This window comes from Kushneria sinocarnis, assembly GCF_003633775.1.
GTDB classification, from domain to species: domain Bacteria; phylum Pseudomonadota; class Gammaproteobacteria; order Pseudomonadales; family Halomonadaceae; genus Kushneria; species Kushneria sinocarnis.
This window is the reverse complement of sequence record NZ_RBIN01000001.1, coordinates 185,060-198,219: the sequence shown is the minus strand read 5'-3', so window position 1 is coordinate 198,219 and position 13,160 is coordinate 185,060. Positions and strand designations below refer to the sequence as shown.

General features: G+C 66.3%; 11 protein-coding genes. 2 read left to right on the top strand and 9 right to left on the bottom strand.

The genetic code is table 11. The features are described from left to right. Positions 1 to 17: 17 nt before the first annotated feature. The 3 genes from C7446_RS00895 to C7446_RS00885 all read right to left on the bottom strand — a co-directional run bounded on the left by C7446_RS00895 (position 18) and on the right by C7446_RS00885 (position 3,584). Positions 18 to 1,394 carry a sugar porter family MFS transporter gene (locus tag C7446_RS00895; protein ID WP_211327815.1) on the bottom strand — a complete coding sequence of 459 codons (1,377 nt, stop codon included), beginning with the start codon at positions 1,392 to 1,394 and terminating at the stop codon, positions 18 to 20. A 116-nt stretch (positions 1,395 to 1,510) separates the two neighbouring features. Beyond that, positions 1,511 to 2,710 carry an amino acid deaminase gene (locus C7446_RS00890; RefSeq protein ID WP_121170369.1) on the bottom strand — a complete coding sequence of 400 codons (1,200 nt, stop codon included), beginning with the start codon at positions 2,708 to 2,710 and terminating at the stop codon, positions 1,511 to 1,513. 115 nt (positions 2,711 to 2,825) lie between these two features. Beyond that, positions 2,826 to 3,584, bottom strand: a complete 759-nt coding sequence (locus C7446_RS00885; protein ID WP_170149960.1) for a phosphatase PAP2 family protein — start codon at positions 3,582 to 3,584, stop codon at positions 2,826 to 2,828. A gap of 408 nt (positions 3,585 to 3,992) precedes the next feature. On the opposite strand from C7446_RS00885, the gene C7446_RS00880 reads away from it, so the two are divergent. After that, positions 3,993 to 6,203, top strand: a complete 2,211-nt coding sequence (locus C7446_RS00880; protein ID WP_121170365.1) for a beta-glucosidase family protein — start codon at positions 3,993 to 3,995, stop codon at positions 6,201 to 6,203. A gap of 38 nt (positions 6,204 to 6,241) precedes the next feature. On the opposite strand, the gene C7446_RS00875 is transcribed toward C7446_RS00880, so the two are convergent. The 3 genes from C7446_RS00875 to C7446_RS00865 all read right to left on the bottom strand — a co-directional run bounded on the left by C7446_RS00875 (position 6,242) and on the right by C7446_RS00865 (position 9,225). Further along, on the bottom strand, positions 6,242 to 7,105 hold the full coding sequence (locus C7446_RS00875) for an SDR family oxidoreductase (protein WP_121170363.1): 864 nt from the start codon (positions 7,103 to 7,105) through the stop codon (positions 6,242 to 6,244). A 66-nt stretch (positions 7,106 to 7,171) separates the two neighbouring features. After that, complete coding sequence (locus tag C7446_RS00870; protein ID WP_121170361.1) at positions 7,172 to 8,029, bottom strand: SDR family oxidoreductase; 858 nt, start codon at positions 8,027 to 8,029, stop codon at positions 7,172 to 7,174. A gap of 347 nt (positions 8,030 to 8,376) precedes the next feature. Further along, positions 8,377 to 9,225 carry an SDR family oxidoreductase gene (locus C7446_RS00865; protein ID WP_121170359.1) on the bottom strand — a complete coding sequence of 283 codons (849 nt, stop codon included), beginning with the start codon at positions 9,223 to 9,225 and terminating at the stop codon, positions 8,377 to 8,379. Between the two features lie 201 nt (positions 9,226 to 9,426). Between C7446_RS00865 and C7446_RS00860 the strand changes: the two genes are divergently transcribed. Next, entirely contained in the window at positions 9,427 to 10,467 is a 1,041-nt protein-coding gene (locus C7446_RS00860; protein ID WP_121170357.1) for an aspartate carbamoyltransferase, read from the top strand. A gap of 54 nt (positions 10,468 to 10,521) precedes the next feature. On the opposite strand, the gene C7446_RS00855 is transcribed toward C7446_RS00860, so the two are convergent. The 3 genes from C7446_RS00855 to C7446_RS00845 form a co-directional block, all read right to left on the bottom strand. Beyond that, entirely contained in the window at positions 10,522 to 11,895 is a 1,374-nt protein-coding gene (locus tag C7446_RS00855) for a dihydrolipoyl dehydrogenase family protein (protein WP_121170355.1), read from the bottom strand. A 110-nt stretch (positions 11,896 to 12,005) separates the two neighbouring features. Then, positions 12,006 to 12,407, bottom strand: a complete 402-nt coding sequence (gene ruvX, locus C7446_RS00850; protein ID WP_425454093.1) for a Holliday junction resolvase RuvX — start codon at positions 12,405 to 12,407, stop codon at positions 12,006 to 12,008. Positions 12,408 to 12,470: 63 nt separating this feature from the next. Further along, on the bottom strand, positions 12,471 to 13,028 hold the full coding sequence (locus C7446_RS00845) for a YqgE/AlgH family protein (protein ID WP_121170351.1): 558 nt from the start codon (positions 13,026 to 13,028) through the stop codon (positions 12,471 to 12,473). Positions 13,029 to 13,160: the final 132 nt, after the last annotated feature.

The following is a 13,160-nucleotide window of genomic DNA, read 5'->3' as shown; positions in this document are numbered from 1 at the left end:
CGGCTCCCGGCGCCTGCTCAGGCGCCGGGCCGGAAGCGCCCTTCCCGCAGCGAACGCTCGATATCCTCGAGGCTGCGCCCCTTCGTTTCCGGCACATAGCGCAGCACGAACAGGAAACAGAGCACGTTGAGCACCGCGTAGACCCACATCGCGCCCCCGGTGCCCAGCGTCCTGACCATGGTAAGCGCCGTACCGGTCAGGATCAGATTGGCCCCCCACAGCGTGGCAGCATGCAGGCTGGTGGCACGTTCGCGGATCGCCAGCGGATAGACTTCCGAGCCGATCAGCCAGCCGACCACCTGAATGCCGCCGGCATTGAAGATCATGTAGACCAGGATGCCGGCCACGATCAGCCAGCTGGTGGCGCCCTGCGCACCCAGCGCAAAGACGCCGCCCAGCACGAACAGGCTCAGCGCCGACCCCGGCATCATCCACAGGGTCAGCCGCCGCCGCCCGAGCCGATCGACCAGCAGCTTGCCGAGCACGGTCATCACCAGGTAGACGATAGCCACCCCGAGTGCGGAATAGAGGGCCGCGTGATCACCGAAACCGGCGTCGGTGAGAAAGGTCGGCGTATAGTAGATCATCATCTCGATGCCGGAGAGCTGGGTGAACGCGGCGATCCCCAACCCGGCCACCAGCGCCGGCCGCAGCCAGCGGCGCCTCAGCGCCTGCCAGCCCGGCGCCTCGTCGCCGCCGTTTTCCAGCGACTCGATTGCCTCGATCTCACGGCCGATGTCCTCGTCTTCACCCCGCACCCGCGCCAGGGCTGCGCGCGCTTCTTCCCGGCGCCGTTGGCGGATCAGCCAGCGCGGACTCTCCGGCAGCACCAGCATGCCCAGCAGCAGCAGGGTCGAGGGCACCACACCAATGCCGATCATCATGCGCCACGACCAGAGCTGCTGCAGGAACGACCCCACCAGGGCAGCGGCCAGAATGCCCACGCCGATCGAGACATTGAACCAGGTCACCAGGCGCCCACGCCGCTCGGCCGGCGCCAGTTCGGCGATATAGGTCGGCACTACCTGGGTCGCGCCGCCGACGGCAAAGCCGAGCACCAGCCGGAACAGCCCCAGCCACACGGCACCGGGAGAAAGCGCCGCGGCCACTGCACCACAGGCGAAGACCGCGGCCACGATCATGATCGTCATGCGCCGGCCCAGCCGGCGCGAAAGGGCGGCGCAGCCGAGTGCGCCGATCACGGCACCGGCCAGGATGGCACTGGTGATCAGCTCCTTGCCGAAGTGGCCGAGGCTGAACTCCTGGCCGATCTGCAGCAGGGCGCCGGAGATGATGCCGGTATCGTAGCCGTAGAGAAAGCCGGCGATGGCCGCCACACAGGCGATCACCAGCACGAAATGATGCGCCGCCAGCGCATTGCCGCGGTCTGTCATGTTCATTCCTGAACGCCGGGGGTAAGTTGCATTGGTGGATGGCGCTTCCCGCCACCCCTGATGCCCCCACCATAGTCGGCTCAGGCAGTAACGCCACCCGCTACCCCGGCGGGGTCTCAGAACAGGGTCGGCATGGTGTCGAGCACGTTGAGCCGGTCGTCTACCCGCAGCAGCTGACGCCACTTGTCGAAGGTCAGGCAGGGATGGGAGGCGCCGAAGGCGATCACGTCGCCCACGGCGATATCGGCATGTGCGGGCAGTGTCACAAAGACATGCTGATCCATGATGTGGGTCACCTGCCACTCACTGACCGGAGCTGTCGCATGGCCATCGCGATAGTGCGCCAGTGCCAGCGGCAGGTCCGGATCGCAGGAGATGTCGCGCTTGCCCAGCGCCACGATGGCCAGCCCGGGTTCGGGCAGCGACTGGACATGCGCAAACACGCTCAGCGCCGGCCTGAGCTCGTCCTGCAGCTCGGGATGGCGCGCCCGAACCTCGGCCATGGCCCTCCGGTAGAGCCGATGATCATGAACCACGTAACAGCCCGGGCGTAATACCGGTGTATAACCATTACGTAAATCGGCGCGATCGAAGGCTTCGGCAATCAGATCGAACCACTTCGACCCCGAGGCAGTGACAATCGGGGCCTCTACCGCCAGCGCGCCGCTCTCCCGCAGCGCCATGACGGTGGCCACCAGCCGCTCGCCATAGGCGCGCACGGCCGCTACCGGGTCCGCATCGCCGATGACCCCCTCGTAGCCCTCGACCCCCGCCAGCGCCAGCGCCGGCTGCCCGGCGATGGCGGCCACCAGCGCGTCCAGCTCACGCTCATTGCGCACGCCGCAGCGCCCACCGTCGGTCCCGAGCTCGATCAGTATCGGCAGGGTCAGCCCGCGCTCGGCGAAAAAGGCTCCCAGTGCCTGCACGTTGGCAATGCCATCGACCACGCAGTAAAACTGCGCCCCGCGCTCGATGATGTCGGCAATCAGCGCCATGTTGGGCCGGCCGACCAGCTGGTTGGCCATCAGCAGGCGTGACACGCCATGGGCAAATGCCGCCACGCACTGGGTCGCCGTGGCCAGCGTGATGCCCCAGGCGCCGGCCTCGAGCTGACGCCGGAACAGTGCCGGGGTCATGGTGGTCTTGCCGTGTGGCGCCAGCTTCGCGCCATGGTGATCGGCGAAGCGCTGCATCCAGGCCAGGTTGTGGGCCAGCGCACCTTCGTCGATGACAGCGGCCGGCAGGCTGACATCGGTCAGCAGGGAGCGACCTTCATGGATGAGCGCGCCCTTTTCGGGAAATGATAACGGCTGCACGGGGACTCCTGACGATTGTCATTGTTGATGTCATCCGCCGCGGCGGACGGAGTACCCATTAAAATGCCGCCCGCAGGCGGCATTGTCACTTCCTTCACCCCGATCGGTGAGGCGGTCAGGCAAACTGGAAAAATCCGGAAATCAGGCCGCGCAACTCGGTAAACAGCGTGGCGATACCGTAGGTCATGATGAAGGCCACGCCATAGAAGAGTGCCGGGCGACGGTAGCTGAATTCGCTCAACCAGCCGCCGATGGCCTGGAAGACGCCGAGCCCGGCAATGCAGACCGCCAGGATGCCGATCGCTGCCCCCCCGACGATATCGGTGATGTAGTGGTAGCCGAGATAGACCCGGGTAAGGCAGAGCAGCGCCGCCAGTGCCACCGCCAGCATGCCCAGCGGCCGTGGGGCTGCCCGCCAGATTACCAGCGCCAGCCCGGCATAGACCGCCGCATGATCACTGGGAAAGGAGCTCCAGCCGTACAGCGTATCGGGCTCCACACCATAGGGCAGGGTCAGGTTCAGCGCCTCGTTGTGCATCGGCCTTGGATGCATCGGCATGAAGATCTGCACCACCCGGGTACCGGCCGACGAGCAGAAGGCCGCCAGCGTACCGGTGAGGATCATCCGCCGCCACACACGCTCCTCGCTGCGAAACCAGACATACCAGATACAGGCCATCATCAGCACCCCGGAGACGAACTTGCGATCGGCCAGCGCACCGAGAATGCGATCGACCAGCACGCTCTGTCGGGCGAACTGGTTGAGAAACAGGATGCTCTCCCGTTCGATGGGCGGCAGCGGCAGGGCCACGGTCACCAGGGTCGTCAGCGCCAGCATTGCCAGAGCTGCAACCCCGAGACGCAGGTCCCTCATCCCGACGGATCGTTCCGATGGGAAGGCAGCGTGGGTCAGCGACGACATGGGTAAAATTCCGATCAATGAATGATGACACAAAGATTAAAAGCTTATTAAAAGATCCATTGTGCACAATTGCTTACATGTCACACCGGGTATTGTTTTGTTGCCGGTGACTTCCAGGTAGCGTCTCCGCGACCCCCGAATAGTGGCGACTCTCCGGCCCATTGCCGAGGTTTCCGGCGCCATGCGGTGCTCACGCAACCTGCGAAGGAATAACCTGATGTAACCCGATGACGAGAACCCGCCGGTCTGCAACGCATCGAAGACATACGACCAAGGTTCTGATTCCTGTAGCGACGATCATCGGAGGCTACACGCTTGCATCCCGGCGTTTTCAAATTCCTGCCCTGGCAGGCAGTCCTTTTGACAGGAGCCCTGCTCTCCCTGCCGCTCCACGCCGAACCCCTGAAAAGCGCTCCGCCACCGGAGCAGGCCCCCTGGCTCGATCCGGAGCTCTCTCCGGACAGGCGGGCGGAGCTGGTCATGGCACGGATGACACCTGCGGAAAAGCAGCTGCTGCTGTATGGCACCTTTGCCGGCCCGGAGGGGCAGTCTCCTCATCCGGCGCCGCCACGTCCGCAACAGGCCGTCGGCTCGGCCGGTTACGTGCCCGGCGTGCCCCGGCTGGGCATTCCCGCCCAGCAGCAGACCGATGCCGGGCTGGGCGTGACCAATCCCGGCATGATCGATCCCGATCGCCGGGCCACGGCACTGCCCTCGGTGCTGGCCAGTGGTGCCACCTGGCAGCCGGCGCTGTCGCGCCAGGGGGGCGCCATGATCGCCCGCGAGGCGCGGCACTACGGCTTCAATGTGCTGCTGGCCGGCAATGCCGGGATCATTCGCGAGCCCCGCGCCGGGCGCAACTTCGAGATGCCCTCCGAGGATCCGCTGCTCTCCGGGCTCATGGCCGGCGCCCGGATCAACGGCATCCAGAGCGAACACGTGATGTCGACCCTCAAGCACTACGCGCTCAACGCGCAGGAGACCGGACGTTTCAGGCTGGATGCCCGCATCGGCCGCCAGGCCCTGCGCGAGTCCGATCTGCTGGCCTTTCGCACCGCCCTCGAGGTCAGCGATCCGGGGGCGGCCATGTGCGCCTACAACAGCGTCAATGGCGAGCACGCCTGCGCCAGTGACTATCTGCTGCACCGGGTACTCAAGGATGACTGGCAGTTCCCCGGCTTTGTCATGTCGGACTGGGGAGCCGTACATTCGGCGGCCAGCGCCGCCAACGCCGGTCTCGACCAACAGTCCGCCGGCCAGGGCTTTGACGGCACCCTCTACTTCAAACAGCCACTCTGGCAGGCCCTGGATCGCGGCAAGGTGCCCCATGCCCGGATCAACGACATGGCCTTTCGCATCCTGCGCAGCTATTTCGCTACCGGGCTGGTCGACGATCCGGTGCGCCGGCAGGATGAGCCGATCAAGCCCGAAGCCGACAGCCGCGTGGCGCAGAAAATCGAACAAAACGCCATCGTGCTGCTGAAGAATGCCGATCACGTACTGCCGCTCGACCCTGACAGCCGGCAGCACATCGCGGTGATCGGCGGGCGGGCCGACCGGGGCGTACTGGCCGGGGGCGGCTCCTCGGCCGTGATCCCCTGGGGCGGGGACGCGGCCCCCGGACTGGTACCCCCCAGGGGCGTCTATACCCAGCGCATCCTGGATCCGTCACCGCCGCTGGAGGCCATGCGCCGTCAGGCACCGAAGGCCGGAATCAGCTTCACCCCCGGTGATCGCATCGATCAGGCCGTGGCGGCCGCCCGCCACAGCGATGTGGCGGTGGTTTTTGCCGGTCAGTGGACCGCCGAAACCCTGGACATGAAGGATCTGTTACTGCCCGGTCGCCAGAATGAGCTGATTCGCGCCGTGGCCCGCGCCAATCCGCGTACCGTGGTGGTGCTGGAAACCGGGGGGCCGGTGAAGATGCCCTGGCGCGACCGGGTGGCGGGCATTCTCGAAGCCTGGTATCCGGGCCAGCGCGGGGGAGAGGCCATCGGCCAGGTGCTGTTCGGGGCGATCAACCCGGCCGGTCGACTGCCGGTGACCTTCCCGCGGGACAGCCGACAGCTGCCCCATCCGCAGCTGCCGGGGCGCCATGTCGGCAACGATCAGGCCTTCCGGGTCGATTACCACCGGGCCGGGGCCGCCGTCGGCTACCGCTGGTTTGCCCGCGAGAACAGGACACCGCTCTACCCCTTCGGCCACGGGCTCTCCTATACCCGCTTCGCCTTCGAAGACCTTGCCCTGAGCCGGCACGACCGGGGCGTGCAGGCCAGCTTTCGGGTCACCAATACCGGCAAGCGCACCGGGCGCACCGTACCGCAGCTCTATGTCCACGCCCCCGACGGCTCGCCACTGCGCCTGGGAGGATGGCGCAGCGTCGAACTCGAGCCCGGCGAGAGCCGCCGCGTCAGCATCGATATCCCGCCTCGCCAGCTGGCCCGCTTTCATCCCGGGGACCGGCACTGGCATATCCCGGCAGGCCACTACCGGGTGGCACTGGCACGCTCGGCCACCCGGCCGGTCACGAGCGAGGACATCGAACTGGCGGCAGCCACCCTGCCACCCTGAACGGGGCCGGCCCCCCAGGGCCGGAACCGGTGGGCGGTTCAGCCGTTGACGATCATGCCGCCGTTGACGTGAATCGTCTGGCCGCTGACATAGCTGCTGTCACGACTGGCCAGATAGACATAGGCCGGCCCCAGCTCGCTGGGCTGGCCGGCCCGGCCCATCGGCGACTGGGCACCGAAGTCCTCGACCATGCCGGTATCGAACTGCCCCATGGTCGAGGGAATCAGCGGGGTCCAGATCGGCCCGGGCGCGACCTGATTGACCCGCACGCCATCGCCCACGGTCATCTGCGACAGCGCCCGGGTAAAGCCCGAGATCGCGCCCTTGGTGGTGGTGTAGGCCAGCAGCTTCGGATGACCGGCATAGGCATTGACCGAGGTGGAGTTGATGATGGTACCGCCACTGCGCCGCAGATGCGGCAGCGCCGCCTTCGCCATGTAGAAGTAGGCATGGATGTTGACATCGAAGGTGGTCAGCCACTCCTCGTCCGAGGTCGCCTCGGGTTCGTCGTGCAGCTCCTGGCGTGCCGCGTTGTTGACCAGCACATCGAGCCGGTCGAACTGCTCGATGGTCCGGGCGACAGCGTCGCGGCAGGCCTCCGCCCGGCTGAGATCGGCCTCGATCAGCAGGCAGTGCCGACCCTCTGCCTCGACCAGCCGCTGCGTCTCGCCGGCGTCCTCGTGCTCATCGAGATAGGGAATGACGACATCCGCGCCTTCCCGGGCGAAGTGCAGCGCAACCGCCCGTCCGATACCACTGTCGCCGCCGGTCACGATGGCGACCCGACCGCGCAGCTTGCCGCTGCCCTGATAGTCGTCACGGATGAACTCGGCCGGAGGCGTCATCTCGCCTTCCACGCCCGGCTGACGCGCCTGCTGCTGCGGCGGAATCTGCTCGCTCATGAGACTCTCCCGGAAGATCGAAGTGCGGTTACCGGCCCGTCCGAGACGGGCCGGCACATCGGCTGTTCAGTTGATGATCGCGCCACCATTGATGTGCAGCGAGTGGCCGCTGATGTAGGAGGCATCCTTCGAGGCCAGAAAGACATAGGCCGGTCCCAGCTCGCTCGGCTGCCCGGCGCGCCCCATCGGCATCTTCTCGCCCAGTGTCTCCACCAGCGTGGGGTCGAAACGCCCCATGGTGGCGGGCTGGATGGGCGTCCAGATGGGGCCCGGGGCCACCTCGTTGACCCGGATGCCCTCGCCCACGAGCGCCTCGGAGAGCGAGCGGGTAAAGCCGGTAATCGCGCCCTTGGTCGAAGTATAGGCCATCAGTTTGGCGTTACCTACAAAGGGATTGATCGACGTGGTGTTGATGATGGTATCGCCGGCCTTCAGATGCGGGCGCACGGCCTTGGTCATGTAGAAGTAGCCATGGATGTTGACATCGAAAATGTGACGCCACTCGTCATCGGGGATGTCGGTGATGTCCGCGCGCACCACCTGCTGTGCGGCGTTGTTGACCAGGATGTTGATCGCCCCGAAGGCCTGCAGGGTCTGCTCGACGGCCCGGTGACAGAAGTCGCTGTCGCTCATGTCCCCGCTGATCAACAGCGCCTGACGCCCCTCGGCCTCGATCAGCCGCTTCGTCTCTTCGGCGTCGGCGTGTTCATCCAGATAGACGATCGCCACATCCGCGCCCTCGCGGGCGAAATGCACTGCCGCCGTGCGGCCGATACCGCTGTCGCCACCGCTGATCAGCGCCTTGCGGCCCTCGAGCTTGCCGCTGCCGCGATAGTCCTCGCGGATGATTTCGGGCTGCGGCGTCATCTCCTGCTCAACGCCGGGCTGACGCTCCTGCTGCTGTGCCGGAAACTGTTTGCTCATGACCAATCTCCCTTGTCGGTTTCGGGCGTCATGCCCTCGACAACGACTGTTGTCCTGCGTCAAGCGTAGTGCAGCCCACTTTCGTCTCAAGCCGTATCGACGGGCGCGCCATAAGTGTAATGATGACTGCCCTGCAGTCGGCGCAGTGCCTGGCATTGCAGGGGTAAAAGCATTACGTAATTAAATACGTATTGGTGTATCGAAAAATCGCTGCGCCGCAGAGCGGTGCAGAATGGCTTCGAATGGCCCTCTGAAAAGCCCGTCGAAGCAACCATGCAGGACATGCCAATAAAAGGGCGCCGCCGGCCATGCCGACAGCGCCCCGCTGGTCGCCCTGACAATCGGCGTCAGGTATTGAGAATCACCCCACCATTGAGATGAATCGTCTGACCACTCATGTAGGAGGACTCCTCGCTGGCCAGATAGACATAGGCCGGCCCCATCTCGGATGGCTGGCCGGCGCGTTGCATGGGCACCTGCTCACCGAAGCCCTCGACCTTCTCTTCCTCCATGGTCGAGGGGATCAGCGGTGTCCATACCGGTCCCGGTGCCACCGCGTTGACCCGGATGCCGCGTCCGACCAGCACCTTGGAGATCGAGCGCATGAAGCCCTGGATCGCCCCCTTGGTGGCCGTGTAGTCGATCAGCGAATTGTTGCCCTTGAAGGCGTTGACCGAGGACGACTCGATGATGGTATCGCCACTGCCCATGTGTGGCAGCGCGGCCTTGACCATGTAGAAGTGGCTGAAGATGTTGGTTCGAAAGGTGCGCTCGAGCTGCTCGTCGGTGATGTCGGTGACATCATCCCAGTCGTGCTGCTCGGCGGCGTTGTTGACGAGGATGTTGACGGCCCCGAACTCGCTGACGGCCCGCTCGACGATCTCGCGGCAGAAGGCCGGATCGGCGACGTCGCCCCTGAGGACCACGCAGCGCTGCCCCTCGGCCTCGACCAGCGCCCGGGTGTCCTCGGCGTCCTGATCCTCGGCCAGATAGGCCATCACGATATTTGCACCCTCGCGGGCATAGTGCACGGCCACCGCACGACCGATGCCGCTGTCCCCTCCGGTGATGACTGCCGTTCTGCCGGCCAGCTTGCCGGTACCGCGATAGCTGTCGCGAATGTACTCCGGCTCGGGGCCCATTTCATGCTCACGACCGGGTTGCGCCTGGGGCGGGGATGACTGTCGATCGCTCATTTCAAGCTCCTTTTGAATGCCGTCCATGGGGGTTGGACCCCCGCCTTCCCAGCATAGAAGAGTCTGCCCGGCGCGCGTCATCCGGCAGATGAAGCCCATCCGCACTGCGGTTACACTGTCGCCCGAACCGGGGTAACGCCGGTGCTTTTGCCCGGCGTTGCCGAACTTCGCCGCCAGGCCCGCCGAACGAGGCTGCTGCTCATGAGTCCCCACCTGCTTTCCGTCGATGACCTCTCGCTTGATGCCGTCGAGCACCTGTTCACCATCGCCCGGCGCATGGAGCCGATCGCCCGTCGTCGCAAGATCACCCGGGTACTGGAAGGCGCCGTGCTCGGCAATCTCTTCTTCGAAGCCAGTACCCGGACCCGCATGAGCTTTCATGCCGCCTTCAGCCGGCTGGGCGGCAGTGTCTGCGACACCACCGGATTTACCTTCTCGTCGATGGCCAAGGGCGAGTCGCTCTACGATACCAGTCGGGTCATGGCGGGCTATGTCGATGCCATCGTACTGCGCCACCCCGATCAGGGCTCGGTGGCGGAGTTTTCCCGCGCCATCAACGTGCCGGTGATCAACGGCGGCGACGGCCCCGGCGAGCATCCCAGCCAGGCCCTGCTCGATCTCTACACCATCCGCCAGGAGTTCGAGCGCCTGGGCAAGTCGCTCGCCGGCGCCCACCTGCTGCTGACCGGCGATCTCCGGTACGGGCGGACCGTGCACTCGCTGATGCGGCTGCTGTCGCTGCACCCGCCGCTGCGCATTACCCTGGTGGCGCCGCCGGGGCTGGAGATGCCGGGCGAACTGGTCGATCTGGTGGCCAGCCGCGGCCACCGCATCGAGAGCCGCGAGAGTCTCGAGACGCACTTCGAGCCGGTCGACGTGGTCTATACCACCCGCATCCAGAAGGAGCGGTTCACCGAAGAGATGCAGGAGCGCTTTCACAACCTGTCGGACGAATTCCGCGTCAATCGCGCCTTTCTCGATCGCCACTGTCCGCCCGAGACCATCGTCATGCATCCGCTGCCGCGCGACAGCCGGCCCGGCGCCAACGATCTCGATGTCGATCTCAACGGCGATCCCCGGCTGGCCATCTTCCGCCAGACCGATAACGGCATTCCGGTGCGCATGGCGATCTTCGCCTGGCTGATGGGGGTGGATCATCTGATCGAGCAGTCGATGCGCGACGTCGGCTGGCAGGTGCCCGAGCGCCTGAGCCCGGATGACGCCTCCTTCGTCACCCTCTGAGCGCGTCAGGGGAGACCGTCGGCGGCCGGGGCACGCACCCCGGCCCGCGGCGGCTCAGTCGGCGTCGAACACGGCCCGCACCAGCTCCGGCAGGGTGGGATGCACGTGAATGGATCGCCGCACGGAGGCCGTACTGCCATCACCGGCATTCATCGCCACCACCACCTCGTGGATCAGCTCGGCCGCACCGGGGCCGAGCATGTGAAAGCCGAGAATGCGCTCGCTGCCGCGCTCGACCAGCAGCCTGGCCAGCCCGTCCGGCGCGCCGATGATGCGCCCCCGGGCGACATCGCCGTACTCGCGGGTGGTCACCCGGTAATCCAGCGCCCGCGCCCGGCACTCACGCTCGGTCAGCCCCACCGCGCCGATCTGCGGATGGCTGAAGACGGCATGCGGATTGCTGCGGTAGTCGACCCGCTCACCGGCGCCGCGGGCATTGCGCCAGGCGAGCCCACCCTCGTAGCTCGAGGTGTGCTTGAACATCGCCCGGCCGATCACGTCACCATAGGCGAACACCCGCGGGTTGCGGGTACGCAGCTGCTCATCGACCCGGATGGCGCCCTGCGCGTCGAGCTCGATGCCGCCGGTTTCGGCCTCGAGTCCTTCGGTATTGGCACGCCGGCCGGTCGCCACCAGCAGCTGCTCGGCCGCCAGCACGCGCTCGCCGCCATCGGCCGTGGCCACGACCACCTGGCGCTGTGTCGCCGTCGCGCGCGCCTCGACGGGCTCGCCGGTGACCAGTTCGACCCGCTCGCCGAACGCCCGGGTAAACCGTTCGCTGATCTCGTCATCCTCGCCCGTCAGCAGCCGGGGCGAGCGGCTGATCAGCGTGACCCGGGTGCCCAGCGCGGCGAAGAAGTAGCCCAGCTCGGCGGCGATGTAGCCGCCGCCGATGATGACCAGGCTTGCCGGCTGCGCCTCGAGTTCGAGCACTTCCTCGTTGGTCCAGTAGCCGGCTTCCGCCAGTCCGGGGATCTCCGGAACTACCGGCCGGGCGCCGGTGGCGAGGAAGATGTGATCGGCAGTAAGACGCTGGCCATCGGCGCTCTCCAGGGTGCGCTCATCAATGAAGCGCACCCGGCTGAAGATCGGCGTCATCTCGGTTTCCACCCAGCGGCGCACCCCGGCGACTGCCTCGGCCCGGGCGTGACGCATCTGCTGCATGATGCGGGCGAAATCGACCTGCACCGAGGCCTGGTCGAGATGAATGCCGAAGCGCTCGGCGTGGCGCACGCTATCCATCAGCTCGGCCGACTGCAGCAGGGTCTTGGTGGGAATGCAGCCGAAATTGACACAGGTGCCGCCCAGCGCCTCCGGCTGGTCCGTCACCAGTGCCACATCGCAGTTCTCCTGCAGCGCATGCCAGGCAGCGGTCAGTCCCGAGCCACCGCCCACGGCAATCACATCGAAATGCTGTATCGCTGACATGTCATCCTCCCGGGCATTGCCGACGACCGGATGGCCGCCCCGGAATTCAGTCTAGTCACGGCCCTGCCGTGGCGGACAGGGAAATCGCTGCCCACGGCAGCCGGCAGCGTTCATGCAGGACGGGCGAGGAAGGCGCTCAGGATCAGTTCGGCGGCGATGCCATCGACGCCGTGGTTGCGATAGTCTCCGGCATGCCCCTCTTCACGGGCGATGCGCTTGGCCTCACGGGTCGAGCCGCGCTCGTCGAACATCTCGAACGGCCGACCGAAGCGGCCGTGCAGACGGCGGGCGAACTTGCGGGCCCGCAGGCTCATCTCGGATTCGCTGCCATCCATGTGCAGCGGCAGCCCGACCACCAGCAGCGCCGGCTGCCACTCGTCGAGCAGCCGGGCAACCTGCGCCCAGTCGGGAATGCCATCGCGACAGGGCAGCGGCGCCAGCTCCGATGCCGACCCCAGCAGCTCGTTGCCGACAGCCACGCCGATACGGCGGGCGCCGAAATCGAACGCCATGATCAGCCGCTCGCCCGGCCGGCTCACGGGGCGCCCCGGCGGCGGCAGGACAGGGCGTGCGGCTCAGCCATGGCCGGCGTGGCGCGACAGCAGTGCCAGGTCCACGCCCAGCCGGTTGGCGGCCGCTTCCAGCCGGGTTTCCGGCGGCGTGCGAAAGAGGATCTCGTCGGTGGCAGCCACGTTCAGCCAGGTGTTCTCCTTGATCTCCTCGGCGAGCTGATCGGGCTGCCAGCCGGCGCAGCCGAGACAGACCAGGAACTCGTCCGGCCCCCGGCCGGCGGCCAGCTCGTGCAGGATATCCATCGAGGTGGTCAGGGCGCGCGACTCGCAGACCTGCAGGCTGGAGTCCCACTCCTCGGCGCTGCCCCGATGAAGGATGAAACCGCGATCACGATGCACCGGGCCACCGTAGAGCACCGGCATTTCCAGGTGCGGACAGTCGCCGATCTCGATGTCAAGCTGCTCGAACAGGCCCTCGAGGGTCAGCGACAGCGGGCGATTGACAACCAGCCCGAGGGTGCCGGTCTCGTCGTGATCGCAGATGTAGTTCAGGGTGCCGGCGAAGTTTTCATCTTCCAGATGCGGCATCGCCATCAGGAAGTGATCGCGCAGGGTTTGCATAGTTCTCCCGGACGTGGCGTTCTGCCAACGCAGTGTGGGGTCACGGGACGGCACGGCGCCCGCCGGGCAACCGGCCATCATGTCTGATGGATTCAGTGTAACACCTAACGGCAACCCCGATCGCTACCCAGG